This window comes from Bradyrhizobium centrosematis, from assembly GCF_045571495.1.
Lineage (GTDB): Bacteria > Pseudomonadota > Alphaproteobacteria > Rhizobiales > Xanthobacteraceae > Bradyrhizobium > Bradyrhizobium centrosematis.
In genome coordinates this window covers 3,285,542-3,312,143 of the sequence record NZ_CP120703.1, presented here as the reverse complement: position 1 = coordinate 3,312,143, position 26,602 = coordinate 3,285,542, and the positions used below count along the sequence as shown (strand labels likewise).

The 26,602-nt window shown below is 65.1% G+C and carries 28 protein-coding genes; 18 read left to right on the top strand and 10 right to left on the bottom strand.

Features of this window, described 5'->3' with window-relative positions; all coding sequences use genetic code 11:
• Positions 1-33: 33 nt before the first annotated feature.
• A complete protein-coding gene (locus tag P6U31_RS15995) occupies positions 34-801 on the bottom strand; it encodes a GntR family transcriptional regulator (RefSeq protein ID WP_407189352.1) in 768 nt (255 codons plus the stop codon).
• A gap of 179 nt (positions 802-980) precedes the next feature.
• Between P6U31_RS15995 and P6U31_RS15990 the strand changes: the two genes are divergently transcribed.
• The 3 genes from P6U31_RS15990 to P6U31_RS15980 are packed head-to-tail and all read left to right on the top strand — an operon-like array spanning position 981 to position 4,013.
• Complete coding sequence (locus tag P6U31_RS15990; protein WP_407189351.1) at positions 981-2,180, top strand: mandelate racemase/muconate lactonizing enzyme family protein; 1,200 nt, start codon at positions 981-983, stop codon at positions 2,178-2,180.
• A gap of 13 nt (positions 2,181-2,193) precedes the next feature.
• Positions 2,194-2,961: an SDR family oxidoreductase gene (locus P6U31_RS15985; RefSeq protein WP_407189350.1), complete on the top strand. Its 768-nt coding sequence runs from the start codon at positions 2,194-2,196 to the stop codon at positions 2,959-2,961.
• Positions 2,962-2,981: 20 nt separating this feature from the next.
• On the top strand, positions 2,982-4,013 hold the full coding sequence (locus P6U31_RS15980) for an L-idonate 5-dehydrogenase (RefSeq protein ID WP_407189349.1): 1,032 nt from the start codon (positions 2,982-2,984) through the stop codon (positions 4,011-4,013).
• Here P6U31_RS15980 and P6U31_RS15975 read toward each other — a convergent pair.
• A complete protein-coding gene (locus tag P6U31_RS15975; protein ID WP_407189348.1) occupies positions 4,003-4,884 on the bottom strand; it encodes a DUF2380 domain-containing protein in 882 nt (293 codons plus the stop codon). The genes P6U31_RS15980 and P6U31_RS15975 overlap by 11 nt on opposite strands.
• Positions 4,885-5,074: 190 nt before the next feature.
• Between P6U31_RS15975 and P6U31_RS15970 the strand changes: the two genes are divergently transcribed.
• Together P6U31_RS15970 and P6U31_RS15965 are read left to right on the top strand one after the other, a co-directional pair.
• A complete protein-coding gene (locus P6U31_RS15970) occupies positions 5,075-6,460 on the top strand; it encodes a histidine kinase (RefSeq protein ID WP_407189347.1) in 1,386 nt (461 codons plus the stop codon).
• Positions 6,457-7,119: a response regulator gene (locus P6U31_RS15965; protein WP_407189346.1), complete on the top strand. Its 663-nt coding sequence runs from the start codon at positions 6,457-6,459 to the stop codon at positions 7,117-7,119. Before P6U31_RS15970 ends, P6U31_RS15965 begins: the two co-directional genes overlap by 4 nt.
• 20 nt (positions 7,120-7,139) lie before the next feature.
• Here P6U31_RS15965 and P6U31_RS15960 read toward each other — a convergent pair whose 3' ends face one another.
• On the bottom strand, positions 7,140-8,123 hold the full coding sequence (locus tag P6U31_RS15960) for a VOC family protein (protein ID WP_407189345.1): 984 nt from the start codon (positions 8,121-8,123) through the stop codon (positions 7,140-7,142).
• A gap of 144 nt (positions 8,124-8,267) precedes the next feature.
• Here P6U31_RS15960 and P6U31_RS15955 point away from each other — a divergent pair, with 144 nt between their 5' ends.
• The 4 genes from P6U31_RS15955 to P6U31_RS15940 all read left to right on the top strand — a co-directional run bounded on the left by P6U31_RS15955 (position 8,268) and on the right by P6U31_RS15940 (position 12,868).
• Positions 8,268-9,059 carry a DNA-binding transcriptional regulator gene (locus tag P6U31_RS15955; RefSeq protein WP_407189344.1) on the top strand — a complete coding sequence of 264 codons (792 nt, stop codon included), beginning with the start codon at positions 8,268-8,270 and terminating at the stop codon, positions 9,057-9,059.
• 162 nt (positions 9,060-9,221) lie between these two features.
• The gene (locus tag P6U31_RS15950) at positions 9,222-10,730 is read left to right on the top strand and encodes a bifunctional 3-(3-hydroxy-phenyl)propionate/3-hydroxycinnamic acid hydroxylase (RefSeq protein ID WP_407189343.1); all 1,509 of its coding nucleotides are present in this window, start codon (positions 9,222-9,224) and stop codon (positions 10,728-10,730) included.
• 23 nt (positions 10,731-10,753) lie between these two features.
• Positions 10,754-11,605 (top strand): fumarylacetoacetate hydrolase family protein, encoded by an 852-nt coding sequence (locus tag P6U31_RS15945; protein ID WP_407189342.1) that lies wholly within the window; start codon positions 10,754-10,756, stop codon positions 11,603-11,605.
• Positions 11,606-11,656: 51 nt separating this feature from the next.
• Positions 11,657-12,868 carry an ABC transporter substrate-binding protein gene (locus tag P6U31_RS15940; RefSeq protein ID WP_407189341.1) on the top strand — a complete coding sequence of 404 codons (1,212 nt, stop codon included), beginning with the start codon at positions 11,657-11,659 and terminating at the stop codon, positions 12,866-12,868.
• 4 nt (positions 12,869-12,872) lie between these two features.
• Here the strand turns inward: P6U31_RS15940 and P6U31_RS15935 are convergent, their stop codons facing one another.
• Positions 12,873-13,715, bottom strand: coding sequence for a hypothetical protein (locus P6U31_RS15935; protein WP_407189340.1), 843 nt, complete (start codon positions 13,713-13,715; stop codon positions 12,873-12,875).
• A 210-nt stretch (positions 13,716-13,925) separates the two neighbouring features.
• Here P6U31_RS15935 and P6U31_RS15930 point away from each other — a divergent pair, with 210 nt between their 5' ends.
• The 4 genes from P6U31_RS15930 (at position 13,926) to P6U31_RS15915 (ending at position 18,281) form a co-directional block, all read left to right on the top strand.
• Positions 13,926-14,813, top strand: coding sequence for an IclR family transcriptional regulator (locus tag P6U31_RS15930; RefSeq protein ID WP_407189339.1), 888 nt, complete (start codon positions 13,926-13,928; stop codon positions 14,811-14,813).
• Position 14,814: 1 nt separating this feature from the next.
• Positions 14,815-16,011: a CaiB/BaiF CoA transferase family protein gene (locus tag P6U31_RS15925; RefSeq protein ID WP_407189338.1), complete on the top strand. Its 1,197-nt coding sequence runs from the start codon at positions 14,815-14,817 to the stop codon at positions 16,009-16,011.
• Between the two features lie 96 nt (positions 16,012-16,107).
• Positions 16,108-17,040 carry a Bug family tripartite tricarboxylate transporter substrate binding protein gene (locus tag P6U31_RS15920; RefSeq protein ID WP_407189857.1) on the top strand — a complete coding sequence of 311 codons (933 nt, stop codon included), beginning with the start codon at positions 16,108-16,110 and terminating at the stop codon, positions 17,038-17,040.
• Positions 17,041-17,063: 23 nt separating this feature from the next.
• The gene (locus tag P6U31_RS15915; protein WP_407189337.1) at positions 17,064-18,281 is read left to right on the top strand and encodes an ABC transporter substrate-binding protein; all 1,218 of its coding nucleotides are present in this window, start codon (positions 17,064-17,066) and stop codon (positions 18,279-18,281) included.
• A 33-nt stretch (positions 18,282-18,314) separates the two neighbouring features.
• Here P6U31_RS15915 and P6U31_RS15910 read toward each other — a convergent pair whose 3' ends face one another.
• A complete protein-coding gene (locus tag P6U31_RS15910) occupies positions 18,315-18,581 on the bottom strand; it encodes a hypothetical protein (protein ID WP_407189336.1) in 267 nt (88 codons plus the stop codon).
• A 122-nt stretch (positions 18,582-18,703) separates the two neighbouring features.
• Positions 18,704-19,201, bottom strand: coding sequence for a ferritin-like domain-containing protein (locus P6U31_RS15905; RefSeq protein ID WP_407189335.1), 498 nt, complete (start codon positions 19,199-19,201; stop codon positions 18,704-18,706).
• Between the two features lie 254 nt (positions 19,202-19,455).
• Between P6U31_RS15905 and P6U31_RS15900 the strand changes: the two genes are divergently transcribed.
• Together P6U31_RS15900 and P6U31_RS15895 are read left to right on the top strand one after the other, a co-directional pair.
• Positions 19,456-20,022 (top strand): NuoB/complex I 20 kDa subunit family protein, encoded by a 567-nt coding sequence (locus P6U31_RS15900; RefSeq protein ID WP_407189334.1) that lies wholly within the window; start codon positions 19,456-19,458, stop codon positions 20,020-20,022.
• A gap of 34 nt (positions 20,023-20,056) precedes the next feature.
• A complete protein-coding gene (locus P6U31_RS15895; protein ID WP_407189333.1) occupies positions 20,057-20,941 on the top strand; it encodes an MBL fold metallo-hydrolase in 885 nt (294 codons plus the stop codon).
• A 669-nt stretch (positions 20,942-21,610) separates the two neighbouring features.
• Here P6U31_RS15895 and P6U31_RS15890 read toward each other — a convergent pair.
• The gene (locus P6U31_RS15890) at positions 21,611-22,102 is read right to left on the bottom strand and encodes an SRPBCC family protein (protein ID WP_407189332.1); all 492 of its coding nucleotides are present in this window, start codon (positions 22,100-22,102) and stop codon (positions 21,611-21,613) included.
• Positions 22,102-22,491, bottom strand: coding sequence for an ArsR/SmtB family transcription factor (locus tag P6U31_RS15885; protein ID WP_407189331.1), 390 nt, complete (start codon positions 22,489-22,491; stop codon positions 22,102-22,104). Before P6U31_RS15885 ends, P6U31_RS15890 begins: the two co-directional genes overlap by 1 nt.
• A 320-nt stretch (positions 22,492-22,811) precedes the next feature.
• On the opposite strand from P6U31_RS15885, the gene P6U31_RS15880 reads away from it, so the two are divergent.
• Entirely contained in the window at positions 22,812-23,867 is a 1,056-nt protein-coding gene (locus P6U31_RS15880) for a serine hydrolase (protein WP_407189330.1), read from the top strand.
• Between the two features lie 8 nt (positions 23,868-23,875).
• Here P6U31_RS15880 and P6U31_RS15875 read toward each other — a convergent pair whose 3' ends face one another.
• Entirely contained in the window at positions 23,876-24,580 is a 705-nt protein-coding gene (locus P6U31_RS15875) for an SDR family oxidoreductase (protein ID WP_407189329.1), read from the bottom strand.
• Between the two features lie 115 nt (positions 24,581-24,695).
• On the opposite strand from P6U31_RS15875, the gene P6U31_RS15870 reads away from it, so the two are divergent.
• Positions 24,696-25,538: a GNAT family N-acetyltransferase gene (locus P6U31_RS15870; protein WP_407189328.1), complete on the top strand. Its 843-nt coding sequence runs from the start codon at positions 24,696-24,698 to the stop codon at positions 25,536-25,538.
• 8 nt (positions 25,539-25,546) lie between these two features.
• On the opposite strand, the gene P6U31_RS15865 is transcribed toward P6U31_RS15870, so the two are convergent.
• Positions 25,547-25,993, bottom strand: a complete 447-nt coding sequence (locus tag P6U31_RS15865; RefSeq protein WP_407189327.1) for a hypothetical protein — start codon at positions 25,991-25,993, stop codon at positions 25,547-25,549.
• 288 nt (positions 25,994-26,281) lie between these two features.
• Here P6U31_RS15865 and P6U31_RS15860 point away from each other — a divergent pair, with 288 nt between their 5' ends.
• Positions 26,282-26,563, top strand: a complete 282-nt coding sequence (locus P6U31_RS15860; protein ID WP_407189326.1) for a hypothetical protein — start codon at positions 26,282-26,284, stop codon at positions 26,561-26,563.
• Positions 26,564-26,602 lie beyond the last annotated feature (39 nt).

Genomic DNA, 26,602 nt, shown 5'->3' with positions numbered 1-26,602 from the left:
GGAAAACCGCTTCACACTTTTCCGGATCATGCGCTACGCGCCGAGCAGCGGCTCGATCCTGCAGTCGAGCAGGCGCGGGTCGATCCCCGCCTCCATGCCCGTGAACATCTCGCCCATGTAGTCGATCAATGCATCGCTCGCCTTCACCGCGTCCTCGACGCGGCGGTTGGCGACGGCGTTCAGAATGGCGAGATGATGATTGATCGTGCCTGACAGATCCGCCTGCCCCGGCATGAAGCGGTGGTGGATGTAGCCGATGCGGCGATACAGCGTGTGCAGCGGCCGTAGCGTGTGCACCAGGAAGGGCTCGCCGGCCGCCTCCAGCACCAGCGCGTCGATGCGGCGGTCGAGCTGATTGAATTCGTCGAGCGTCAGGCTGGCGCGGCGCTCGCGCAGCAGACGCTCGATGTGCAGCGCCTGATTGCGATGCGACAGGCTGGCGCGATCGGCCGCCAGGCGGATCACGAAGCGCTCCATGTCGCGGCGCAAGGCCAGCAGCATGCGTTCGCGCGCCAGATCGATTGGCGCGATGTGCAGGCCATGACGAGGGCGGACGATGATGAGGGTGTCGGCGGAGAGACGATTGACGGCGTGATGCACGGGCGTGCGGCCGAAACCGGTGATTTGCTGCAATTCCAGCATGGTCATGAACTGGCCTGGCTTGAGCTCGCAATGGACCAGGAGCTCTTCGATCCTTTGATAGGCCAACTCGAAAAAGTTGAGACGGTTGCTACGGGAAGGCCGGCCTCCGCCGTCATCCTCGTCCTTCACCACCTCGAGCGCGCGCTTGCGTCGTGCCATGTCGTCCTCCCGTCAGCCCGCGCTCTCTCGTTGCAGGATGGCGCCCTGTTTGTGGCAGCCTTAAAACATGTTGTGATATATTACAAGCAGGCGTAAGACGTCGGCACGGCCTGCAAACATGCTGCAGCGCAAAATGAGACGTCGGGTGCGAAGCGCCTTTCGATGGGAGGATAGTTGCCGTGAAGATCACGTCGATCGAGACACTGCGCACCGAGGAATTTTCCAACGTCATCTGGGTCCGCATCCACACCGACACGGGCATGATCGGTCTCGGCGAGACCTTCTACGGCGCGGGCGCGGTCGAGGCGCAGATCCACGACACGTTTGCCGGTCGTCTGCTTGGCCGCAATCCCCTGCACATCGAAGCGATCCATCGCGACATGCTGAACCTGCCGATGGCGCAGTCCTCGACCGGCGTCGAATATCGCGCGGCCTCCGCGATCGACATTGCGCTGTGGGACCTGTTCGGCAAGGTCTGTGGCCAGCCGGTGCACCAGATGCTCGGCGGCCTCTGCCGCGACAAGCAGCGCATCTACAACACCTGCGCCGGCACGCAATATGTCCGCTCGACCAATATCAGTCCGGTCTCGAACTGGAATCTCGGCGCGTCCAAGGGGCCTTACGAGGATCTCGACGGATTCATGAACCGCGCCGATGCCCTCGCCGAAAGCCTATTGGAAAGCGGCGTCTCCGCGATGAAGATCTGGCCGTTCGATCCGGCGGCCCAGGAGAACAAGGGGCTCTACATCACCGCCGCGCAGATGAAGCAGGCGATCGAGCCGTTCGAGAAGATCCGAAAAGCGGTTGGCGACAAGATGGAGATCATGGTCGAGCTCCACTCGCTCTGGAACCTGCCGACCGCCAAGCAGATCGCGCGCGCACTCGAGCCCTACAAGCCGACCTGGTACGAGGACCCGATCCGGATGAACTCGCCGCAGGCGCTCGCCGAATACGCGCGCTCGACCGATGTCTGGGTCTGCGCCAGCGAGACGTTGGGCTCGCGCTTCCCCTACAAGGACATGCTCGACCGCGACGCCATGCATGTGGTGATGGCCGACCTGTGCTGGACCGGCGGCCTGACCGAAGGCCGCAAGATCGCGGCGATGGCCGAGACCTATCACCGGCCTTTTGCTCCGCACGATTGCATCGGCCCGATCGGCTTCATCGCCGCCATCCACATGTCGTTCAGCCAGCCCAACACGCTGATCCAGGAATCGGTGCGCGCCTTCTACAAGGGCTGGTACAATGAGCTCGTCACCACGATGCCGGTGATCAAGGACGGCTTTGTCTTCCCGATGGAGGGCCCTGGCCTCGGCGTCGACCTCCTGCCTGCCGTGTTCGACCGCACCGATCTCACCGTGCGCCGCTCCAACGTCTAAGGACTTTTCTGACATGAGCACTTCCCTGTTCGATCTCTCCGGCCGCACGGCGCTCGTGACCGGTTCGTCCCGCGGTCTCGGCCGCGCCATCGCCAAGGGCATGGCGAAGGCTGGCGCGAAGATCATCGTCAACGGCGTCGATCCGAAGCGCGTCGAGCAGGCTGTCGCCGAGTTTCGTGCCGCGGGCCATCAGGCCGAAGGCGCCGCGTTCGACGTCACCGACGAGGGTGCGATCGTCGCCGCCTTCAACGACTTCGACAAAAAAGGCATTGCGGTCGACATCGTCGTCAACAATGCCGGCATCCAGCACCGCAAGCCGCTGGTCGAGTTCACCACCGACGAATGGCGCAAGGTAATCGAGACCAACCTCACCAGCGCCTTCGTGATTGGCCGCGAAGCGGCCAAGCGCATGATCCCGCGCAAGCACGGCAAGATCATCAATATCGGCTCGCTGGGCAGCGAGCTCGCCCGCCCCACCATCGCGCCCTACACCGCGGCCAAGGGCGGCATCAAGAACCTCACCCGCTCGATGGCGGTGGAATGGGCGCAGCATGGCATTCAGGCCAATGCGATCGGCCCCGGCTACATGCTGACCGACATGAACGAGGCGCTCGTCAACAACGCCGATTTCAACAACTGGCTGATGGGCCGCATCCCCTCCAAGCGCTGGGGCAGGCCGGACGAGCTGGTGGGCGCGGCGATCTTCCTGGCGTCGGACGCCTCCACTTACGTCAACGGCCAGATCATCTATGTCGACGGCGGCATGATCGCCGCGATGTAACTGCGAACCAGGAGCAGGCCATGCGCGCCGTCGTCATCCACGCCCCGAAGGATTTGCGGATCGACAGCTACCCCGATCCGGCGCCCGGCCCGGGCGAGGTCCGCGTCAAGATCGCCAACGGCGGCATTTGTGGCTCCGACCTGCACTACTACCATCACGGCGGCTTTGGGGTCGTCCGCATCAAGCAGCCGATGGCACTGGGGCACGAGATCGCCGGGATCGTCGCCGCGGTTGGTGACAACGTCACCACCGTCAAGCCGGGCACGCGCGTCGCGGTTAATCCAAGCAAACCGTGCGGGGCATGTCCGCATTGCCAGGAAGGCATGCGCAACCAGTGCCTCGACATGCGCTTCCTCGGCAGCGCGATGCGCTTTCCCCATGTGCAAGGTGGCTTTCGTGAGTTCATCACGGTCGACGCCTCGCAGGCCGTGCCGATCGCGGACAAGCTGTCGCTGGCGGAAGCGGCGGTCGCCGAACCGCTGGCGGTGTGTCTGCATGCCGGCAAGCAGGCCGGCGCCCTGCTCGGCAAGCGCGTGCTGATCACCGGCTGCGGCCCGATCGGCGCGCTGATGATCCTGGTGTCGCGCTTCGCAGGTGCGTCCGAGATCGTCGTGACCGATGTGGCCGAAGCGCCGCTCGCGGTCGCGCGAAAGCTCGGCGCCACGCACGCCGTCAATGTCGCGGCCGATGCCGCAGCGCTCGACCCCTGGCGTGCCCGCAAGGGCGTGTTCGACACGCTGTTCGAGGCCTCCGGCAACCAGGCCGCGCTCCGCACCGCGCTCGACGTGCTGCGTCCAGGCGCAACCCTGGTGCAGCTCGGCCTCGGCGGCGAGATGACGCTGCCGATCAATTCCATCGTCGCCAAGGAATTGCAGCTACGCGGCACATTCCGCTTCGACCCCGAGTTCGAGCTCGCGGTGCGCCTGATGGGCGAAGGCTTGATCGACGTTAAGCCGCTGATCACGGCCACCATGCCGTTCGAGAACGCCGTCGCCGCCTTCGAACTCGCCAGCGACCGCTCGCAGTCGATGAAAGTGCAGCTTACTTTTTGAGCGAGCCCGCGGCCTGCTGGCTCTCGATCAACCGTTCATTGACCAGCCGAACCGCGCCGCGTTTCCAGGAATAGTCCGCGCCCATGCGCAAGCCGCTGTCGCCGCGCGCCAGCACCGCGCCGGTACTGGCATCGCGAACCTGGAAGCCGAGCGTGTATTCGGTGCGGCTGACCCGCCGCACCACGCCGATCAGCGATTGATCGGCTCCGAGCCCCCTCGCAATCGCAGCCTCACAGCCGCCGCAGTCACGCAGCGTACCCGCCGTCGCCACCTCCCGGCCGACCTCGACGATTCGGTAACGCCCGGATTGGCTGAGGACGTCACGCACGCCGCCGGTGACCTCGGCGAGGTGCGACGCGTCCGACGCGGCTGAGCCGCCCATCGACGCGGCCGTCATATCCTCGAGCTCGAACTCGAACACGGCAAGCGCGACCGGAGCAGGTGTTGCGAGCGCAGCCATCACCTCGCGCGAAACAAAGATCTCGGCGCGCGCCCAGGATTCATCATTGTCGCCGCGAAAGGTGTAGAGCTTGTCCATGACCAGCTTCTTGGCGCCGATGTCGATCACCGCGACCCTGGCCCATTGCACCAGCGTGCTCGTTTTCTGAATGCCGCCGATGATCTTGTACGCCGCACCGTCCTGGGCAGCGGGCACCACGTGATAGCGCCCACCCTCCTCGATGTCGCGCCGCAGCGCGGCCATGAACGCCGACAGCCGCCGCTCATGGGCCGCAGTCTGGTTGGTCGGCTCGGCCGAGGTATCGGTATAGCTGAAATCGTCCATGGCAACGCCGATGGCGGCCGCGGCAGCCGGCCCGGAAGGCAGGAGGAAGAGCAGAAGTGCAGGAAGGGTGAACCGAGAGAGGTGCATGAGCGGGACCTCGCGAGATGGAGCGGCCGAAAATCTCGACGGCAGCCCGAGACGCTGCAACGGCGAGCATCCCGGCGAGCCCCGGGAAAATCTCACGACGTTGCACTGCGGGAACACCTGACGCTTTCCGCGGCTGGCGTTCTGCCGTTTAATGCGGAGGCGACAAACCCGTTCGCGCAAGGCACCTCCGATGTGGAACCGCCCGAGATTCGATCTCAAGGTCCGTCTGACGTTGCGCGTGGCCGCGATATCGGCCGCCTGCTTCGCCGGGATCTCCGCTTATTTCCTGATCACGGCCGATCGTGAGGCTCATGCGCGCATCGACGGCATAGCCGCCATCGTGGCGAAGTCGCTGGAGCTGCAGCAGGGTAAGATCCAGTGGGTGGCCGGTCCGCGCTCGGACTTTCCCAATCTCGATCCCGTCGCCGCCTATGTGATGACGCCCGGCCTGTGCCTGGCGTTCCGCGGCGCAGGCGGCGAGATGCTGCAGCGATTCTGCAGCGGTGCGCCTGCCCCTGCGAGCCCACCGCCGCAGGCCTTCGCGGCCTTCTATCGCAGCCTGTTCGATCCCGGCCGCGAAGCGGCGCGGCCCGTGATCGTGCGCGGTACGAAGCTGGGCGAGACTGTGGTCTCGGTCGATCCGGCGGTGCAGACAGCGGAGGCCTGGCACGAGGCCGGCCGCCTGATGATCGCGCTTGCGATCGCGCTGCCGTTATTATGCCTGCTGGTCTACGCCGCGCTGGCACGCGCGCTGCGTCCGACCCGCCTGATCTGCACCGGCCTCGAGCGCATCGCGGCCAACGACCTCTCGGCGCGGCTGCCGCCGTTCGACCTGGCCGAGCTCTCCGCGATCCGCGACGGCTTCAATCATCTCGCCGAGAGCCTCGACACCGCACTTGCCGAACGCAGCGAGCTGACGCGGAAGCTGATCGCGCTGCAAGATGACGAGCGCCGCCATCTCGCGCGCGAGCTGCACGACGAGTTCGGCCAGTCGCTGGCCGCCATCCGCGCGCTGGCCTCGTCCGCGCGCCAGACCGCCGCGCAGGATTGCCCCGCCTTGCTGTCCGAATGCGACGGGATCGCGCGCACCGCGACCGGCATGATGGAGACGCTGCGCGGCGCGTTGTTCCGGCTGCGCCCGCCCGACGTCGAGGAGCTCGGGCTCGTTGCGAGTTTGGAAGGCCTCGTCGCCGGCTGGAACGGCCGCAGCCGCGGTGAGACGCGCTTCACGATCCAGTTCGACGGCGCGTTCGAGACCCTGCCCGCCGCGATCAGCGCCAATCTCTATCGTATCGTGCAGGAGGCGCTCACCAACGCCGCCAAGCACGCCGGCGCCATGAAGGTCGGCTTGCATTTGACGATGGAGGCAGACGAAATCGCGCTCGCCATCGACGATGACGGCCGGCCGAGCGATGCATCGGGCAAGTCCGGCATGGGCCTGCTCGGGATGCGGGAGCGCGTTGCGGCCTTGCGCGGCCGGATGAGCTTCGACGTCGGCCGCAACGGCGGCTCGGCGCTGCGCGTCACCATCCCGATCGCCGCCACCGAACGGCAGGTGCTGGAGCACGCGGCATGAGCGCGGCCGATGCGTCCATCCTTCTGGTCGACGACCATTCCGTCGTTCGCGAGGGTTATCGCTCCGTGCTCCAGAAGCAACCGGGCCTGCGCGTCGTCGCCGAAGCCGCCGACGGCGCGGAGGCCTATCGCCTTTACAAATCCGAGACCCCCGACCTCGTCATCATGGACCTGAGCATGCCCGGCATCGGTGGCATCGAGGCCGTCAGGCGGATCAGGCAATGGGACAAGCGCGCGAGGATCCTCGTCTTCACCATGCACCAGAATGCGGGCTTCGCCGTGCAGGCGATCCGTGCCGGCGCCAGGGGTTACGTCACCAAGACCAGCCCGCCGGAAACGCTGGTGCGGGCCGTGATGGACGTGCTCGCCGGTAAGATCGCCATCAGCCCCGACATCGACCACGAGCTCGCGCTGAGCCGGCTCGGCGGCGAAAGCTCGGCCGCCGACGTCCTCACCGCGCGCGAGTTCGAGGTGCTGCGTTTGCTGCTCGCCGAGAAGACGACGGACGAGATCGCCGAGACGCTCCATGTCAGCCCGAAGACCGTGGCCAACCTGCATTCCCTGATCAAGGACAAGCTCGGCGTCGGCTCCGATATCGAGCTGGTCCGCCTCGCGCTGCGGCAGGGGCTGCTGACGGAGCTGGATCTCGGCGAGGCCTGATCGCTCTCACGCCACCACGATCATTCGCGCGCGATCACCTGGTCCAGCCACGCGCAGTTGAGCGGCGGCACGCGCGGATCGGCGGCGCGCACGCCGCGGGCCGCCGCATCGAGGCGCATGTCACGCAGACGCTTGCGCTGTTCTTCCGGCATATGCAGCCGCTCGTGGCCCCACAGCGACGGGCCATCAAAGGTCTCGTGCGGTTGCCAGGTCTCGGGATCGATCACACGTCCGCCCCAGCCGTATTCGATGAAGAAGCCGGACGGGGTGTTCACATAGAACGAGGTCATGTGATCATTGGTGTGCCGGCCCAGCGTGTAGGCGACGCGGCCCTCCTCGAGCTGCGCGAGGTCGTAGCCCTGACCGACATCGTCGAGGCTGCCGAGCTCGATCATGAAATGGTGCAGCGCCTTCCGTCCGGAGCCGACCATCGCGAAGCTGTGGTGGCGGCCGTTGACGTGGAAGAAATACAGTCCGTAGGGCTTCAGCCCGAAATCCGAGACGTGAAAGCCGAGTACGTCGCGATAAAACGGCAAGAGCAGCTCGACATCCTCCACGTTGAGCACGACGTGGCCCATGCCGAGCGCGCCGGTGCGGAAGCCCGAGATCGGCCTACCCGGCCTGAAGGGTTCGGTCGCAAGCTCAGGGTTGCAGAAGGCTTCGAGCCGATTGCCCGCGGGATCCGCAAACGAAATCAGCTGGGTTACGCGCCGTTCATCGGCGAGCGCGCGCGATCCGGAGATCACCTTGAGGCCGTGGCTCTCCAGCCGGCCGGCGAGGCGATCGAGCTCGGCGCCTGATGGAACTTCCCATCCCATCACTGCAAGGCCGGCATCGCTGCTGCCATCGACGATCAGCCGCTGCTTGCGATCGTCCATGCGGAAGGCGCGCATCTTGCCGCCGCGATCGACCTGCTGCATGCCGAGCAGCCCCGTTGCCATCCGGTCCCACTGGTCGAGCTGCGATGAGTTGATCCCAATGTAACCGAGTGCGGTGATTTCCATTGAATTCCTCCCGAAGGCATCGCCTGTGCCGGAATACGGCCAACTTGATACCGACCGCGCGCGATCTTAACGTGGCGCTCCGCAATCGCTTCGCGTTCGCAACGATAATCGCGGGACCGTGCGCCACAAGGGAGGAAATGCGAGGTGTCCAAGGAGCGGACGGGATCGGGAGCGCCGCGGCAATCCGAGGGCGTCCGTGCCTTCAAGCGCGGGCTCGACGTGCTGCGAGAGGTCAACCGGTCCGGCGGCATCCGCGCCGGCGACGTCGCCCGCGCGCTCGACCTGCCCCGTCCCACCGTCTACCGCCTGCTCGAAACCTTGGAGGAACTGGGTTATGTCGCGCGCAGTGCCAGCGACGACCGATTTCGGGTGACCCGGCGGGCGCTGGGCCTCGGAGACGGCTACGATCCCGGTGTGGTGATCTGCCAGGCGGCGGCGCCCTACCTCGCCGAGCTCAGCAAGACCCTGGTCTGGCCGGTCGACCTCTCCACGTATGAGAACGCGGCGATGGTCGTGCAGGAGACCACCCACGCGCGCAGCCCGCTCTCGATCGACCGCGGCATGATCGGCAAACGCCTGCCGATGCTGCGCACCTCCGCCGGCCGCGCCTATCTCGCCGCCTGCCCGGCACGCGAGCGCGACCTGATCGTCAATCATCTGCGCCGCATCGACGAGGCCGACGATCGTCCGTTCCTGGACGCAGCCCACCTCGATCGCATGATCGCCGAGACGAAGGCGCGCGGTTACGCGATCCGCAGCGAGGGCGAATACAATGCCAAGACGGCCTCGATCGCCGTCCCCATCGTTCGCAATGAGATCGTCTTCGGCTGCATCTCAATCATCTGGATCAGGACGGCGCTAGGAATCGACGAGGCGATTGCGCAGTTTGCAGTACAGCTTAAGGAGGCAGCTTCGGCGATTCCGGTCGAGGTGTAACGCACTGCCGTCTCACGCTGTCATGCCCGGGCTGATCTTGCCGCGCGGCACGGCGTGGATGGCCGGGACAAGCCCGGCCATGACGAGCGAGCCCGTCCGCTGGGCGGACACTTGGCGCGCGGCCGTTGATGCTGCGACGCGGCTTGGGGAAGAGATGGCCCCATGCAAGATAAATCCACCCCCGAAGAGTTCGACGTCGTGATCGTCGGCCGCGGCCCGGTCGGCGCCACGCTCGCCAATTTGCTCGGCCTTTGCGGCGTGCGGACACTGGTGCTGGAGCGAGAGGCACGGACCTATCATCTGCCGCGCGCGGTGCATTTCGACGACGAATGCATGCGCGTGTTCCAGACCATCGGTCTCGCCGACGCCATCCTGCCGCACGTGATCCTCAGCCCTGGAATGCTCTTTCTCGATGCCGAGGGCCGCCTGCTGCTGGACTGGTCCCGTCCGCAGACATTGACCCCGATGGGTTGGCATCTCAGCTACCGATTTCACCAGCCGGATCTGGAAGATGTCCTGATCAGTGGACTCTCCCGCTGGCCGCACGTCGTCCTGCGCAACCGCTGCGATGTGTTCGCGCTCGACCAGGGCGAGCATGGCGTGCGCGTCCGCTATGAGGACCTCTCGAACGGAAAACTCACTGAGGTGCGCGCAGGCTATGTGATCGGCTGCGACGGCGCCCGCTCGCTGGTCCGGCGCTTTATCGGCTCCAGCATGGACGATCTCGGTTTCCACGAGCGCTGGCTGGTGATCGACGTGCTGCTCAAGCGTGAGCGCGACGATCTTGGCGACTACAGCCTCCAGCATTGCGATCCCAGGCGGCCTGCGACCTATGTGCGCGGGACCGGCACGCGGCGGCGCTGGGAAATCACGATCCTTCCGGACGAGGATTCTCACGAGATCGCACAACCCGCGAAGGTCTGGGAATTGCTGTCGCGCTGGATCACGCCAGACGATGCCGACATCGAACGTGCGGCGGTCTACACCTTTCATTCCGTCATCGCGCGGCAATGGCGAAGTGGACGATTGCTGCTTGCTGGTGATTCCGCACACCAGACTCCGCCCTTCCTCGGACAGGGCATGTGCGCGGGCATCCGCGATGCCGCGAACCTCGCCTGGAAGCTCGCCGCCGTCATCCGGGGCGCCGCAAGGCCGGACCTGCTCGACACCTATCAGAGCGAGCGCGAACCGCATGTGCGCGAATTCATCGAGCTCGCCATTCGGCTGGGCGGCGTGATCAATACCAAGGCGATCGAAGCTGGCCTTGCTGCCGGAGAGGTTCGCGAGAACGCGCCCGTGAAGCTCGAGGTGAAGAAGCCTCTGCTCGGCCCTGGTCTGGCGCCCCGCGACCAGCCTCTCGCCGGAGATCTGGCGCCGCAGTTCGAGCTTCGGGATGGCAGCCGCAGCGACGATCGTGTCGGCTACGGCCATGTCCTGCTCGTCGCAAACGCGACCGCCCTCTCCTCACGCCCGGCTTTTGCACAGGCAGGACTGAAGATCCTGACCAGCGACGATGCGGGCGCCATCGGCGACTGGCTGCGCAAGCACGGCATTATCGCTGCACTCGTTCGCCCCGACCGCTATGTGCGCGGCATCGCCCGTAACGAGGCCGAATTCGACCTGCTCATCGCCGCCATCACGCCTCCAACCCACGTGCCGTCCGCGGCCTGAAGCGAACACCTCAAGGATATCTCATGAAGCTGCTTTCATTCATCGCCGACGGCCGCGCCTCTTTCGGCGCCGTCAAGGATAACGGCGTCGTCGATCTCGGTGCGCGGATGACCGGCTGCGCGACGCTGCGGCAGTTGCTCGAAGCTGGCCGGCTTGCCGAGGTGGCCAAGCTCGTCGCGGCCGCCGCGCCCGATCATCCGCTCGACAGGATCAGCTTCGCCCCCGTGATTGCGGACCCCGGCAAGATCATTTGCGTCGGCTTGAACTACCGCGACCATGTCGCCGAGACCGGACGCACCGTCACCGAGAAGCCGGCGCTGTTCGCGCGCTTCGCCTGCAGCCAGGTCGGCCATCTCCAGCCGATCGTGAAGCCGAAGGTGAGCGAGGATTTCGACTATGAAGGCGAGCTCGCGCTCGTCATCGGCAAGCAGGGCCGGCACATCCCGGCGAGCCGTGCGCTCGATCATATCGCCGGCTATTCCTGTTACAATGAAGGCAGCATCCGCGACTGGCAGCGTCACACCAGCCAGTTCCTCGCCGGCAAAACCTTTGCCGAGAGCGGCAGCTTCGGCCCGTGGCTGGTGACGGCGGACGAGATTCCCGATCCGTCAAAGCTCACCTTGCAGACGCGCCTGAACGGCACCGTCGTGCAGAACACCACCACCGACCTCCTGATCACCGCGATTCCCGATCTGATCGCCTACATCTCCACCATCTGCCCACTCGTCCCCGGCGACGTGATCGTTACGGGCACGCCGGGCGGGGTCGGGGCCAAGCGCACGCCGCCCTTGTGGATGCGGCCCGGCGACACGGTCGAGGTCGAAATCTCAGGCATCGGCACCTTACGCAACACGGTCATCGCCGAACAGGCCTGACCACGCCTTCGAACAATCAAGAACAATCAAAATGACAAACGGGGAAACACCATGGGCCACCTTCGCGCTAGATCCGCCGCCATCCTGCTGGTCACGCTGACGCTCGCAGGCCCGCCTGCGCGCGCCGAGATAAAGGGCGACGCCATCCGCATCGGCGTGCTCACCGACATGAACGGCGTATTCGCGACCGCCATGGGCCCGGGCTCGGTCGAGGCGGCGCGGATGGCTGCGGAGGAGTTCGGCGGAAAGATCAACGGCAAGCCGATCGAGATCCTGCAGGTCGATCATCAGAACAAGCCGGATCTAGCGGCATCGCTCGCACGCAAATGGTTCAGCGAAGGCGTCCAGGCGATCGCCGACGGCGGCAGCTCCGGCGCCGCCCTCGCCGTGCAAGAGCTGGTGCGCGGCAACGGCAGGATCTTCCTCATCTCCGGCGCCGGTGCCAACCAGCTCACCGATGAAGCCTGTGCGCCGACCAGCGTGCAGTGGACCCAGGACGCCTATTCCACCGCAACCGCGGTGGTCTCCGGCATCATGCAGACCAGCAAGGAGCCATGGTTCTTCATCACCGGCGACTATGCGTTCGGCCATTCGATCGAAGCGACGGCGCGCGCCCGCATCGGCGAGCTCGGCGGCAAGGTCGCCGGCAGCGTCAAGGCGCAGCTCGGCACGCCCGATTTCAGCTCGTTCCTGCTTCAGGCGCAGTCGTCGGGCGCCAAGATCCTCGCCATCAACGTCGCCGGCGACAACGCCACCGCGATCAAGCAGGCCGAGGAGTTCGGCCTCGCCGATCAGGGCATCAAGATCGTGCCGATGTCGTTCCAGAACGTCGATATCGAGTCGGTCGGGTTGAAGGCAACCCGCGGCGACCTCATCGTCACCTCCTTCTTCGAGGACGTCTCCCCCGCCGCCCGGAAGTTCTCCGACGCCTTCTATGCGCGGCGGAAAGCAATGCCGTCGCAGATCCAGGCCGGCGTCTATTCCGCCGTGCGCCACTATCTGCAAGCCGTGAAGGACACCGATTCCGACGAGGCCGCTGCCGTGATGGCGAAGATGAAAGCAACACCGGTGTCGGACGCCTACACCCCCAACGGCCGCATCCGGGAGGATCAGCGCATGGTGCACGATCTTTACCTGGTTCAGGTCAAGACACCCCAGGAGTCCCGGGGGCCATGGGATTTCGTCAAGCTGGTCGCGACCATCCCGCCCGACCAGGCCTTCCGTCCGCTCGACCGCAGCAAGTGCAGCCTAGTGGGGAAATAAAAGCTTACGCCAGATACAGCGCCAGATAGCCTTCCATCGCATAGAGCGCGCAGAGTGCGAGGCTCGACCACACGGCGGCGCTGAAATACAGGAACATCCAGGTCAGCTCGCCCTTCCAATGCGCGATATCGTGGGTCACCACCCAGCGCGTCGAGACGTCATGCAGGCCCTCGAGAAAGCCGAGGAATGTATTGCCCTCGGCGTGCCCGGCCCGCCAGCGGCTGAGATACATCGGCACGTCGACGGTGATGAGGAAGGCGAGAAAGCAGGCGATGCCGACGATGCCCGACATCAGCGCCCAGCGCACCATGCCCTGGAATTCGGGCATCAGGCGGCACAGCGCGATGCCGGCCAGGAAGAAGGTCACCGCCCACAGCGAGTTCTCGATCGCGTTGTAGAGGAAGTTGGTCGTCACCACCGCGTACCAGGAGAAACACTCCGCGATGATGATGATCGGCACGATCACGAGCGCAATGTTCACCGCGGTCTCCGCGCCGGTCATCTTGCCGAGCTGATGCAGGATGATCGCCCATTGCGCGACGAAGCAGAGCTCGGCCACGGTCGCCACCGTCCGGCCGACGACGACGCTCGACAGCCAGGTATCGAACAGGCAGATGCGCTGCACGTCGGCGCGCGGCAGCACCGAGCGGAACGCACAGCCGAACACATAGCCGGCGCAAAGCAGGAACATCAGCCCGATATCCGAGCCGCCGCCGTGGCTGCCGGAGGGCGTCGGATGAAATTCGCGGTACAGCATGAACCAGACCAGGATGTTGGCCGCGCTCACAAGCGTCAGGGAGCCCCACCACCACGCGAGGGGATTTGACCGCGCCTGCCACTGCAACATGAGCCGCTCCGCAAATTATCGATCTGACATGTCGTCGTAATAATCCTGTCACAGGACGGCATGCAATCACGACAAGAATCTGCGTGTTGGATCGGTCCAGCGCGTTCTTTCACGACCGGCAGCGCACGTCGATTGTCCACATATTAGACATCTTATCGGCGATCGACGAATTTATTGGACAGAGCTGATCCGACCGTTCGATAGTTGGGAATGCCCACGACAGACTCATCCAAGCCGCGACACCCGCCCTCCTCCGCGGCTGCCGTGCTGGCGGAAAGTGTCGATGACGCCGCCTTCGCAACGACGCTGGCCAAGGGGCTCGTCGTGCTCGAGGCGTTCAAGGCCGGGAGCACGCTGCTGGGCAACATGGAGCTATCGACGCTGACGGGCATTCCACGGCCGACGGTCGCGCGGCTGACCCATACGCTGGCTGAGCTAGGCTATCTCCGCTACGACGCCGAGCGGTCCAAGTACCACGTCGGTGCGCGAGCGCTGCGCATCGCGCATCCCCTGCTCGCCGGAATGCAATTCCGCCAGGTCGCACGGCCGATGATGCAGGAGCTCGCGCTCAGCGTCCGCGGCACCGTCTCGATCGGCCTGCTCGACGCCACCTCGATGATCTATGTCGAGACCGCGCGCTCAGGCGACGTCGGCCCGCACGTGCCCGATATCGGCATGCCGATCCCCGTAGTGCTGACCGCCATGGGACGCGCCGCGGCGGCGACCTTGCCGCCGGCCGATGCCGACCGACTCGAACGGAACATCGCCGCCGAAGATTCCGGGCTATGGACGGCTTTTCGCGACAAGTACCGGGCCGGGCTCGTGCAATGCAAAAGCCGCGGCTTCTGCACCTGCTGGGGCGAGTACATCGCCTCCATCCATGCGGTCGCGGCACCGCTGTTTCACGCGAGCGAATCGAAGCAGTCGTTCTCGATCAATTGCGGCATCCCCGCGTTTCGCCTCCAGCCGGGCCAGCTGGAAGCCGAGATCGGCCCGCGCATCGCGGCGCTCGCCGACAGTATCCGCGCCATCGTTGGACACACGGAGCTCGCGCCGCTGCCACGCAAGACCAAGAAGATCACACGCGGCGGGACGTGACATGGCCGGACCGCTCGAGGGATTGAAGGTTCTCGACATCGCGACGATCATCGCAGCGCCCTTTGCCGCAACGCTGCTGGCCGACTACGGCGCCGAGGTGCTCAAGATCGAGATGCCCGGCCAGGGCGACGGCGTACGCTCGTTTCCGCCATTCAAGGACGGCAAGCCGCTGTGGTGGAAGGCGGCCAACCGCAACAAGAAGTTCGCCACGCTCGACCTGCGGACGCCGGATGGACTTGCACTGTTCAAGCAGCTGCTTCCACGGTTCGACGTGCTGATCGAGAATTTCCGCCCGGGAACGCTCGATCGATGGGGCTTGCCCAAGGAGGTGCTGTGGTCGATCCAGCCGCGTCTCGTGATCCTGCGCGCCACCGCCTTCGGGCAGGATGGCCCCTATCGCGAGCGGCCCGGCTTTGCCCGTATCTTCGAGGCCATGGGCGGGCTCACCTACATCACGGGGGAGACGGACGGCGAGCCAACTCATCCCGGATATCCGATCGGAGACTCGATCGGCGGCCTGTTCGGCGCCGTCGGCGTGCTGGCGGCGCTGTGGAAACGGGCGCGCGATCCCGATGCGCCCGGCGAGGAGATCGATCTTTCGCTGACCGAAGCCACCTTCCGCCTGCTCGACGTTCTCGCGATCGAGCACGATCAGCTCGGCGTCGTTCGCAGCCGCATCGGCAATGCCAACGGCTATTCGGCTCCGGCTGCCGTGTTCCGCACCAGCGACGACCGTTGGGTGACGCTCGCAGGCTCGACCAACGCGCTTTTCGCAGCAAACTGCCGGGCGATCGAACGGCCCGACCTCATCGACGATCCGCGCTTTGCCACCAACGACCGGCGCGTCAAGCACGCCTCCGAGCTCAACCACATCTTCGCCAGCTGGTGTGCCGCCCATCCCCTGAGCGAGGTCCTCGCCAGATTCAATGCCGCACAGGGAACGCTCGCTCCGATCTATTCGACCGACCAGATCGCGGGCGATCCGCAAGTGAAGGCGCGCGAGGTGATCACACGCGTTGCCGACCGCGATTTTGGCACCGTCGCCATGACCAATGTCGTCCCGCGTTTCACCAATGATCCCGCGCGAATGCGTCACGCCGCCGGCGACGTCGGCCAGGACAATGACGAGGTGTTCAGGGATTGGCTCGGCCTTTCGGACCATGAGATTGAACGGCTCACCGATCGGAAGGTGATCTGAACGTCACAACAAGACCAACAATAAAACGGGAGAAAGACAACAGTGGCATCGCTCGAAGTCACACGCCGAACGCTGCTGGGCACGATCGCGGGCGGCATGGTCGCCGGATCGAGTCTGGCGGCACGCGCCGAGGATGCATGGCCCTCGCGCATGGTGCGGCTGATCTCGCCTTACGGGCCCGGCGGCTCCAACGACATCTCGCTACGCCTGCTCGCCGAGGAGTTCGGCCGCAGTCTCCGCCAGCAGTTCATCGTCGAGAACAAGCCGGGCGCAGGCACCCGCATCGCCAACGACATGGTCGCCCATGCGCCCGGCGACGGCTACACCATTCTCTACGTCGCGGCGCCCTACGCCACCGCCGAGGCGCTGTTCGGCAAGCTGACCTATGACCGCAAGGATCTGCAGCCGGTCGCTATGGCGGTGATCGCGCCGCTGTTTCTCATCATCAGCGCCGATGCGCCGTTCAAGACGCTCCCCGAGCTCATCGCCTACGGCAAGTCGAAGCCGGATGGGCTGACTTTCGCCTCGCCCGGCGCCGGCTCGCAGCCGCACCTTGCCGGAGAGCTGCTGTTCCGCGATGCGGGCGTCAAGGGTCTCAACATCCCGTTCCGCGGCGATGCCGCTTCCTATACCGAGCTGCTCGCCGGCCGCGTCGACGCCACGCTGACCGCGCTCCCGACCGCGCTGCCCTACATCCAGAGCGGCAAATTCATCGTGCTCGGCGTGGCTTCACCCGAGCGCAGTGCGCTCTATCCGCAGGCGCTCACTTTGCGCGAGCAGGGCTTTCCCAACGTCGCCGCCGCCGGCTGGTACGGCTTCATGGCGCCCTCCACGACGCCGCGCGCGATCATCGACAAGCTCCAGGCCGAAGTCCTGCGCGCGCTCGCAGAACCCGGGATCAGGGACAAGCTGACGGCTCAAGGTCTCGAGGTACGCGCCGGCACCGCCGCCGAGTTCGGCCAATTCATCGATAAGGAGACCCAGAAGTGGACCAGGCTGATCCGCGACGCCGGCCTCAAGGGCGAATGAGCATTCGCGAGCAGGAAATCAACATGAAATACCGTCGTCTCGAACACGCCGCGGCCGTCGCGCTCGCTCTGGCGATGTCGATCGTACAAGCGCATGCGAAGAAATACGATCCCGGGGCTTCCGATACCGCGATCAAGGTCGGGCAAACCATTCCGCTGAGCGGTCCCGCTTCGGCCTACGCCGTGATCGGCAAGACCCAGGCCGCCTACATGAGGATGATCAACGACCAGGGCGGCGTGAACGGCCGCAAGATCGAGCTGATCCAGTATGACGACGCTTATTCGCCGCCGAAAACCGTGGAGCAGACCCGCAGGCTGGTCGAAAGCGACGAGGTGCTGCTGACGTTCCAGATCATCGGCACCGCGCCCAACGTCGCCGTGCAGAAATATCTCAACGCCAAGAAAATCCCTCAGTTGTTTGCCGCGACCGGTGCGGCGCGCTTCACCGATCCCAAGAGCTTCCCCTGGACCATGGGCTTCAACCCGTCCTATCTCGTCGAGGGCCGCATCTACGCGCAGTACCTCCTGAAGAACCATCCGAATGCCAGGATCGGCGTGCTCTACCAGAACGACGATCTCGGCAAGGATTATCTCGCCGGGCTCAAGGCCGGTCTCGGCGACAAGGCGAAGATGATCGTGGCCGAGACGTCCTACGAAATCACCGAGCCGACCATCGACTCGCAGATTCTGCGGTTGAGGGATGCCGGTGCCGACGTGCTGTTCAGCGCAACGACGCCGAAACAGGCGGCCCAGGCCATCAAGAAGGTCGCGGAGATCGGCTGGAAGCCGCTGCACATCATCGATATCAACGCCTCCTCGCTCAGCGCCGTGCTGAAGCCGGCAGGTCTGGACAATTCGAAGGGTGTCGTCAGCGTCGGCTACGTCAAGGATCCCGCCGATCCCGAATGGAAAGACGATCCTGGCATGAAGCGCTATCTCGCCTTCATGGCGAAGTACTATCCCGACGGCGACAAGGACTCGAACCTGAACGTCTACGGCTACATCACCGCGCAGCTCCTGATTCAGGTGTTGAAGCAATGCGGCGACGATCTCACCCGCGACAACGTGATGCGGCAGGCGGCCAATCTCAACAATGTCGTGCTCGACCTCACGCTACCCGGGATCTCCGTCACGACTTCGCCGACCGACTACCGCGTCAACAAGCAGTTCCAGATGGTGCAGTTCGACGGACAGCGCTGGCAGAAACTCGGCGAGATCGTGACGGACGAGGCCAGGGAGTGAGGCGACGGCGCGTGGGTCGTGCGGGTGCGGCTCTCAATGCCGTTCCGCACGGCGGCCGCCGCTGCGGATGACGTCGTCGGTCTCGTCGACATGGCGCTGATATTCGGAGATCGCACGATTGGCCATGCGGATCCGGTTCGTCTGTCCCTCCTCCACCATCACGGTGATACGCTGCGCCAGGAACACGCAGGCATCGAACTCCTCCTGGATGGCGCCGGTGCGCACGAGAAAGTCCCAGGCAATCTCGTAAGCCTCCTCCGCAGCGGGATTGCGATAGTCGCTGAAGATGATGTGTGTCATCACTGCCAAAGCCGGAGCGCAGCGATCGTTCCTACCGGCCGGAGAGCCGGGCCAAGGGCGTGAAAAAACCACCGGCCGCCTTGGCGCGCCGGTGGTCCGATCTCGGCGAAGAACGCGTAAAACTAGGCCGCCTGACGCTGATGCGACAGGAACTCCATCGTCACCTTCTCAACATTGGAGTCGATCCAGGCGGCCATGCGCTGCTCCTCCTTCAGCGAAGTCTCCAGCGGTGCCTTGGCCTCCGGCATGCCGGCGGCGGAGCAGAGCGCCAGCAGAGACTTGTAGGCAGCGATCTCGAAATTCTCGAACGCATTGTTGGCGAAGGTATTCTTGAGGATCTCGTCTCCGGCAACCGAATTCGCCATCGCCATCATGTTGGCCATCACCGACTGCGCGGTATCCTTCAGGCTGGACGTGCTCTCGCCGCAGGCTTCGAGGCATTTCTCCAGCCGCCTGAGCTGTTCGTTGGTCTCCTGCAGGTGCGCGGTGACCTTCGCCTTGACCTCCGGGTATTCGTCCAGCCGCTCCGACTGGCGCTCCATCAACTCTCGCGCCTGCACTTCCATCGCATGCGCGTTGCGTAGTCCGACCACGAACGTGTCGCGGGCTTCGTTAGCCATCTTCCTGTCCTCCATCTGACTGGCTTCCTTCCCGCAACCGGGAACACCAGCGGTTGTTCCTAGGAGGAACGGCTTGATGACCGAACCAGACGTCCGAGTCCCGGCGCGTGTTCCGTCCGAAGGACCCGACGCTAACCTGCGATAGCAAAGCGCTAAACAGGTCTTCTGCGGCAGGAACGTCGAGCTCGACCGACGGTTCAAAGCGGCGTGCGGCCTCGTCGCGGAATTGCGGGCCGAAAGACGATGATGACCTGATGACAAACACTCCCCTTACCGCCGGCAATCCCTCTGTCTTGCGTCCCGGACACGGACACCCGGACAACGCCTCTGACCCCTATTTCATGCAGATCCGCGACGACCTCGCGGACAAGGGCTTCTTCACCGCCACCTCGGAAGAGCTGATCACGTGGGCCCGCACCGGATCACTGATGTGGATGACCTTTGGCCTCGCCTGCTGCGCGATCGAAATGATGCAGATGTCGATGCCGCGCTATGATGCCGAGCGGTTCGGCTTCGCGCCGCGGGCATCGCCGCGGCAATCCGACGTGATCATCGTGGCAGGCACCTTGACCAACAAAATGGCCCCCGCCTTCCGCAAGATCTACGATCAGATGCCCGAGCCGCGTTACGTGATCTCGATGGGATCCTGCGCCAACGGCGGTGGCTACTATCACTACTCCTATTCCGTCGTGCGCGGCTGCGATCGCGTGGTGCCGGTCGACATCTACGTGCCCGGCTGTCCTCCCACCGCCGAGGCGCTGCTCTACGGCGTGATGCTGCTTCAGCAGAAGATCCGGCGCATGGGCACGATCGAACGTTAGACGCCAAGAATTGCATGCATCGGACAAGTCGGACATGACGCAGATCCCACTCTCCTCCACGGCAGAAGCCGAGCACCCCGCCCTCGATTTCGACCGCAACGACGACACGCGACAGATCGTCGCCGACGTCGCGTACCGGCAGCTTGCCATCGTCAACGTGATCTTCGTTGGCATCGAAGGTGCCGGTGACGGCAATTGGGTGCTGGTCGATGCTGGCCTTCCCGGCTCCGGTTACGCCATCCGCTCCGCCGCCGGCGCGCGGTTTGGAGGACATGGCCGCCCGGCCTGCATCGTCATGACGCATGCTCATTTCGATCACGTCGGTGCGCTCGAGACGCTGGCGAGCGAGTGGGACGTACCGGTCTATGCACATCACGCCGAGCATCCTTATCTCGACGGTACGCAAAGCTATCCACCGGCCGATCCGAGCGTCGGCGGCGGGCTGCTCGCCCGGCTCTCTCCGCTGTTTCCGACCCGGCCGGTCAACGTCGCGGCCCACCTTTACGACCTTCCGTCGGATCACAGCCTGCCCTTCATGCAGGACTGGCGATGGATCGCCACGCCGGGGCATACGCCCGGACAAGTCTCGCTTTGGCGCGAGCGCGACCGCGTCCTGATCGCCGGTGATGCATTCATCACCACACGACAGGAGTCCGTCTATGCGGCAATGACCCAAACGCCGGAGATGCACGGACCCCCAATGTACTTCACGCCGGATTGGGGGAGCGCGAAAGCATCGGTGCGCGCACTTGCCGCGCTTGCACCTGAGATCGTCGTCACCGGTCATGGTGCGGCAATGCAAGGACCGGAGATGCGCGCTGCGCTCGATGCTCTCGCCGAACGTTTCGACGAGGTTGCCGTGCCGCCACATCGACGCGCTGAAGGTGTGCAGCCTAGGAACGGCAGGCCCGGCACGTGATTGGTTCGTCGTAAACCTCAAGGAGAAACAACATGCGCAAGACAATTCTGACGATCTTCACGGCAGCCATGCTGGCTGGCGCTTCATTCGGCGTCGCCGTCGCACAAGGCGCAGGGGGCGGTGGCGGCGGGGGTGCCGGGGGCGGCGCTGGTGCAGGCGCCGGTGGTGCGGGCGCGGGTGCTGGCGGCGCCGGAGCGGGTGCCGGTGCGGGTGCCGGAGGTAGCGGCGCTGGCGGAAGCAGCGGAAGCGCGGGAGACGGCTCCGGCTCCGGCAGTGGCGGCATCACTCATGTGGAGCGCGGCGGACAAGGCGCTTCGAGTCCGCGTGGCATGCGCAACGAAACGACGCCGCCTTCAAACGGTGTGACGCCGCGACGCTAGCCAATCGTCGAACGCGCTCTTCGAAACCCGGTCCCTTTCTCAGATGCGCGTGTGAGCGCGGCCCCGGCGAGTCCTCCCCCCGCCGGGGCCGCATTCGTTTTCGAACTGCGCATCCAGTCGGGGAGCGCGCGAGACGTGTAGGAACGCAACCTCCGTCGCCTTCATTGACCTGGTCAAGGTCTAGAAACTAGAACCGCCGGTTGTCAACGCGCTCACCTGAGCGCGCCGCCGACCGATCCGTCATTCCGGGCAAAGCGGAGCCCAAGAGTCCGGAATGACGATGCTCCGTTTACCTCTTCATGCCGGCGACATAGGCCGCGAGCTTGTCCAGCGTCTGATAGCCATACTCGACGGCACCGAAACCGATCATGCCGTCGCGCTGCTCGGTGCTCGAGGCCAGCTGACGCATCATCAACACGGTCTTGCCGTTGCTCTGCTCGGCAAAGGTGACCGTGAAGCGGAACATGCCGGGATCTTCATCCTGGTCGACGCCGTGATCCATCTCCATCAGCGAGGGCCGCTCGATGCGGCGGAAGCGCATGCGGTTTGGATAGATCGTGCCGTCGGGGCCGATCATGTTGAAGCGCCAGACGCCGCCGACGCGCACGTCGATCTCGAAGGTCTCGACCTTGAAGCCTTTCGGCCCAAACCATTGCGGCAGATGCTTCGGGTCGGACCACGCCTCGAACACCAGCTCGCGCGGCGCGTCGATCACGCGTGACATCACGATCTCGCGGTCGAGTGACCATTGCGACAGAGCGGGATTGGCAGAATTCGTCATCAGTCGGACCCTTTCCGTTTGGTTGTTCGGGACGGCCGCTTGGCGGCCGCCCTCTCCTTCTCTTTCTTCAGCTTCATCACGTAGGCTTCGAACCGGTCGAGACGCGCCTCCCAGATCGCGCGCTGCTGCTGGAACCAGTCCTCGGCGCCGAGCAGCGCATCCGGGCTGAGGCGGCAGGTGCGGACGCGGCCGGATTTCTCGGATTGGACGAGCCCGCTCGCCTCCAGCACATGAATGTGTTTCATGAAGCTCGGCAGCGCCATGTCGAAGGGATCGGCGAGCTCGCCGACCGAGGCCTCGCCGGCGCAGAGCCGCATCACGATCGCGCGCCGCGTCGGATCGGCAAGCGCCGCGAAGACCTGGTCGAGCCCGGATGATTGGTTAGCCATGAAGCTAACTATATACGCCGGATGCTGGGGCGTCAACGATAGTTAGCCGATTGGCTCAGTTTTTGTGGCCCGGATGGAACGCAGCGCGTTCCAAGGAGGTCTTCGCGCTCATCCGGCCAACGGAACCCGCAACGCGCAATTGTGAATTGGGACATCGCGCCCTGTTCGCTAAACAGGATTCGGGGGTGCATCCGCATCATTCATCAGAGCACGTGCCGCCTATTGTCACCTCATCCTCGATCAGCCGGCGAAGCTTCGTACGGGCCGCATGCATTCCGATTGCGATGGCGCTTGGCCCGCAGGCATCCGCGGATTCCGACATGATCGCGCAGATGCGCGACATCGTCGCGGACGAGCTGGCGCCGACCGCGACGCCGGACCATGCGGGCGGCCTCGCCGCAGCCCTCTACGCCGGGCGCCATGTCGAGTTCTTCAACTACGGTTTTGCCGACGATTTGACCGGACGGAAGGTGACGCCCGACACGCTGTTCAATCTCGCCTCGTTGCGAAAGCTGTTCGAAGCGACACTCGTGGCGCTCGGCGTGCTGCGCGGCGAACTGCGCCTCGACGATCGTCTGCCGAAATACCTGCCCGAGCTGAACGGCAACGACATCCGCAATGTCACTGTTGGCCAGTTGGCGACGCACACCTCGGGCCTGCTGCTGCCGACCGACCATTCGCCCTGGCCGAACGAGGAGTACACACGCGAGCAGTTCATCGCCATGCTGAACGCCTTCACGGCAGCGGCCGGCGTCGTCCCCGGTCGGCAACGCGTCTACACTCATGCCGGCTACGTGCTGCTTCAGCTCGTGCTCGAGCGCTGCTACGGCCTGCCGATCCACGCGCTGATCGAGCACCGCATTCTCCGCCCGCTCGCCATGGAATCCACTTTCGTCCCCGAGCGCGGCCCGGACAACCGCGCCGTCATGGACCGGGCCTGGATGCAGCGCGTGGTCCAGGGCTATTCCGACCAGGGCATGGCGATTGGCCCGATCGGCAATCAGCAGAGCTATTTCGATTTTCCCGGCACGGGCCAGATGTTCGCCTCCGCCCGAGACCTCGCCCTTTTCGCGGCGGCCTGCATCGACGGCCGCGCGATCGATCCGCATCTGCGCGAAGCGTTGCGGATGACGCAACGCGAGGCCTTCCGCGTCGATGAAAAATTCGGGCAGGGCATGGCCTGGGAGACCGTGCGCCTCCCAGGCGTTACCATCGTCGACAAGCCCGGCGGCCTCAACAACGCCTCCGGCTATATCGGCCTGGTGCCGGCGCGGCGGATCGGCATCGTCCTGCTCGCCAATCGCGGCGAGTATCCGCACGAGATCGCCCGTTACAAGATCCTGCCGGAACTGGCGCGGCTTGTCGCCTCACATTGAGGCGTCGCTCAGACCGAACGGGTCAGGCCGCCATCGACGCGGATGTTCTGGCCGGTGATGTAGGCGGCGCCGTCGGAGGCCAGGAACGCGATCGTCGCCGCGATCTCCTCGACCTTGCCGTAGCGCTTCATCGGCACGCTGTCGCGCCGCGCGTCCTGCTGCGGCAGGCTGTCGATCCAGCCCGGCAGAACGTTGTTCATGCGGATGTTGTCGGCCGCGTGGGTGTCGGTGAAGATCTTGGTGAAGGCGGCAAGCCCTGCGCGGAACACCGCCGAGGTCGGGAACATCGCGCTGGGCTCGAACGCCCAGGCGGTCGAGATGTTGATGATGACGCCGCCCTTCTGCGCCTGCATGAGCGGCGTCACCAGCCGGGTCGGCCGGATCACGTTCAGGAGATACGTGTCGAGGCCGGCATGCCACTGCTCATCGGTGATCTCGGTGATCGGCGCGCGCGGCCCGTGGCCGGCGCTGTTGACGAGCACGTCGATCCGTCCCCATTTCGACATGGCACCGTCGACGAGGCGCTTCAGGTCGTCATTGGACTTGTTCGAGCCGGTGACGCCGAAGCCGCCGAGCTCGGCCGCCAGCGCCTCGCCCTTGCCGGAGGACGACAGGATCGCGACGCGAAAACCGTCCGCCGCCAGCCGCCGCGCAGCCCCTGCCCCCATGCCGCTGCCGCCGGCGGTAACGAGCACGACCTTCTCTGCTGCCATCTTTGATCACCCTTCAGTTGAAGCGAGCCGCGGGCTCGGCCTATCATGAGGGCCTTCTACAACGAGACCTGTCGGCAGGTCCATGGCCGAGCGCATCCATCATGAGCGACGCGCAGTGAGTGATTTGCTGATCCGCAATCTGCGCCCCGAGGAAATCTCCCTCGCCATCGACTGGGCGGCGGCCGAAGGCTGGAATCCCGGCCTCTCCGATGCCGCCTGCTTCGCGGCTCCCGACGCGCAAGGCTTTTTCGTTGGCGAGATCGACGGCGAACCGGTGGCAACCGTCTCATGCGTCAATTACGACGACCGTTTCGCCTTCCTCGGCTTCTACATCGTGGCGAAGAGCTTTCGCGGCTCCGGCCACGGCGTGCGCATCTGGAACGCGGCAATCGCGCATGCGGGCCCGCGCGTGATCGGGCTCGATGGCGTGGTGGCGCAGCAGGACAATTACCGGAAATCGGGCTTCGAGCTTGCCTATGCCAATATCCGCTATGGCGGCGTCAGCGCCGCGCCCGTGAAGCCGCCTGCCGATGTCGTTGCGCTCGACACGATCCCGTTTGCGCTTGTGGAAGCCGACGACGCCACGGTCTTCCCCGCGCCGCGCAGCACCTTCCTGCGCGCCTGGATCAACACGTCAGGCCATGTCGGCCGCGCGCTCCTGCGTGACGGCAAGCTCGCCGCATGGGGCGTGATCCGGCCCTGCCGCACCGGCTGCAAGATCGGCCCGCTGGTTGCCGACGACTGCGCAGCCGCGGAGGCGATCGTGCAGGCTCTGCTGGCCGGCACGGATGGCGGCGAGGTATTTCTCGACGTTCCCGCCGTCAATCGCGAGGCCGTCGCGCTCGCCGAAGCGCTCGGGCTGAAGCCGGTGTTCGAGACAGCGCGGATGTACACGGGAGCGATTCCGCCGCTGCGCATCGCGCGCGTCTTCGGCGTGACCAGCTTCGAGCTGGGTTAGAGCGCCACTCAGTAGCAACGCATGATGTTGACGGTGTGCTCGCTGCCGCCGCGGCCGGGAACCGTCACCTGCTCCGTTGGACAGCTCGGCACATAGGGCCGATCGGACGGCACGACGTTCGGCGGGAAGCGGTGCGTCCAGTCCCACGGCACATCATAGGTGTAGGTGTAGCGCACGTCGGTGGAGACCAGCTGCCCCGCATCCACGAAGGGCTGGCTGTAGCCAGCGCTGTCGTAGAAGAACCCGCCGCCTCCCGGCCAATAGACCCAGGGATTATTCCGCCGGTGGAACCGGGCGCCGGGCGCGATCGACGGACGCGCCATTGCGCCGGAAGGCGCAGCCGTGATCCCATGCGGCGCGGCACCGCCGGGTCTGGCAAGGCTGTCATCGAGGCAAAGGAGCAGCGCGGCTGCGCTGAGCGAGGCGAGCAAGGCCCCGTGCATTCGATAGGTCATGATACGCACCAACTCGTTGGGCTTAAGCGAAAGCGGCTCCCCGCAGCTACGCTAGGCCGGGCCATCACCCACCCGCAAACGTATAATTAATTATTGGTTAAGGCACGGGATTAACGGCGGAACGGGTGCGGCAAGACGCCCGGGTTTCTCGACTCGTTTCAAAGACTTCGATCCAACCAGCTCGGTCTTCATAACCAGTTGATCGGAGTTGATCGCACGCCGCGAATACCTCCGGAACGCTACCGCAGCGCAACCGTTGGCCCCCGACACAAGCAAGGAGCATCGCGAATGCAGAGTAAGTCAAAACTCCTCTGCCTGATCACGGCATCACTCATCGCCGGCACGGCAGCCGCCTCGGCGCAGGGCTACGACTGGAACGGTCCGCGCAGGGGTTGGGACCGCACCGCCCCCGCCTACGAACCGGTCCAGCCAAGGGCATACTATCCTGATGTCGGAGGACCTTATGGCGCGCTCAACGGCACCAACCATCCGACCCCGAGTTCGACACAGGGCGACGTCGGCCCTGACGGCAACAACAACGGCACGCTGACCGGCGGTTATCGCTGGTGACGCGGCGCGCGGCGAGGCCCATCATCCCTTCGCGGACGG

Excerpts from the sequence above, each read along its gene's own strand:
- P6U31_RS15945 (WP_407189342.1), top strand. The coding sequence starts at position 10,754 with ATGAAGCTGCTTTCATTCATCGCCGACGGCCGCGCCTCTTTCGGCGCC.
- P6U31_RS15965 (WP_407189346.1), top strand. The coding sequence starts at position 6,457 with ATGAGCGCGGCCGATGCGTCCATCCTTCTGGTCGACGACCATTCCGTC.
- P6U31_RS15925 (WP_407189338.1), top strand. The coding sequence starts at position 14,815 with ATGGCCGGACCGCTCGAGGGATTGAAGGTTCTCGACATCGCGACGATC.
- P6U31_RS15895 (WP_407189333.1), top strand. The coding sequence starts at position 20,057 with ATGACGCAGATCCCACTCTCCTCCACGGCAGAAGCCGAGCACCCCGCC.
- P6U31_RS15885 (WP_407189331.1), bottom strand. The coding sequence starts at position 22,491 with ATGGCTAACCAATCATCCGGGCTCGACCAGGTCTTCGCGGCGCTTGCC.
- P6U31_RS15915 (WP_407189337.1), top strand. The coding sequence starts at position 17,064 with ATGAAATACCGTCGTCTCGAACACGCCGCGGCCGTCGCGCTCGCTCTG.
- P6U31_RS15950 (WP_407189343.1), top strand. The coding sequence starts at position 9,222 with ATGCAAGATAAATCCACCCCCGAAGAGTTCGACGTCGTGATCGTCGGC.
- P6U31_RS15995 (WP_407189352.1), bottom strand. The coding sequence starts at position 801 with ATGGCACGACGCAAGCGCGCGCTCGAGGTGGTGAAGGACGAGGATGAC.
- P6U31_RS15900 (WP_407189334.1), top strand. The coding sequence starts at position 19,456 with ATGACAAACACTCCCCTTACCGCCGGCAATCCCTCTGTCTTGCGTCCC.
- P6U31_RS15960 (WP_407189345.1), bottom strand. The coding sequence starts at position 8,123 with ATGGAAATCACCGCACTCGGTTACATTGGGATCAACTCATCGCAGCTC.
- P6U31_RS15890 (WP_407189332.1), bottom strand. The coding sequence starts at position 22,102 with ATGACGAATTCTGCCAATCCCGCTCTGTCGCAATGGTCACTCGACCGC.
- P6U31_RS15865 (WP_407189327.1), bottom strand. The coding sequence starts at position 25,993 with ATGACCTATCGAATGCACGGGGCCTTGCTCGCCTCGCTCAGCGCAGCC.
- P6U31_RS15930 (WP_407189339.1), top strand. The coding sequence starts at position 13,926 with ATGCCCACGACAGACTCATCCAAGCCGCGACACCCGCCCTCCTCCGCG.
- P6U31_RS15875 (WP_407189329.1), bottom strand. The coding sequence starts at position 24,580 with ATGGCAGCAGAGAAGGTCGTGCTCGTTACCGCCGGCGGCAGCGGCATG.
- P6U31_RS15880 (WP_407189330.1), top strand. The coding sequence starts at position 22,812 with ATGATCGCGCAGATGCGCGACATCGTCGCGGACGAGCTGGCGCCGACC.
- P6U31_RS15935 (WP_407189340.1), bottom strand. The coding sequence starts at position 13,715 with ATGTTGCAGTGGCAGGCGCGGTCAAATCCCCTCGCGTGGTGGTGGGGC.
- P6U31_RS15860 (WP_407189326.1), top strand. The coding sequence starts at position 26,282 with ATGCAGAGTAAGTCAAAACTCCTCTGCCTGATCACGGCATCACTCATC.
- P6U31_RS15905 (WP_407189335.1), bottom strand. The coding sequence starts at position 19,201 with ATGGCTAACGAAGCCCGCGACACGTTCGTGGTCGGACTACGCAACGCG.
- P6U31_RS15940 (WP_407189341.1), top strand. The coding sequence starts at position 11,657 with ATGGGCCACCTTCGCGCTAGATCCGCCGCCATCCTGCTGGTCACGCTG.
- P6U31_RS15980 (WP_407189349.1), top strand. The coding sequence starts at position 2,982 with ATGCGCGCCGTCGTCATCCACGCCCCGAAGGATTTGCGGATCGACAGC.
- P6U31_RS15910 (WP_407189336.1), bottom strand. The coding sequence starts at position 18,581 with ATGACACACATCATCTTCAGCGACTATCGCAATCCCGCTGCGGAGGAG.
- P6U31_RS15920 (WP_407189857.1), top strand. The coding sequence starts at position 16,108 with ATGGTCGCCGGATCGAGTCTGGCGGCACGCGCCGAGGATGCATGGCCC.
- P6U31_RS15985 (WP_407189350.1), top strand. The coding sequence starts at position 2,194 with ATGAGCACTTCCCTGTTCGATCTCTCCGGCCGCACGGCGCTCGTGACC.
- P6U31_RS15975 (WP_407189348.1), bottom strand. The coding sequence starts at position 4,884 with ATGCACCTCTCTCGGTTCACCCTTCCTGCACTTCTGCTCTTCCTCCTG.
- P6U31_RS15970 (WP_407189347.1), top strand. The coding sequence starts at position 5,075 with ATGTGGAACCGCCCGAGATTCGATCTCAAGGTCCGTCTGACGTTGCGC.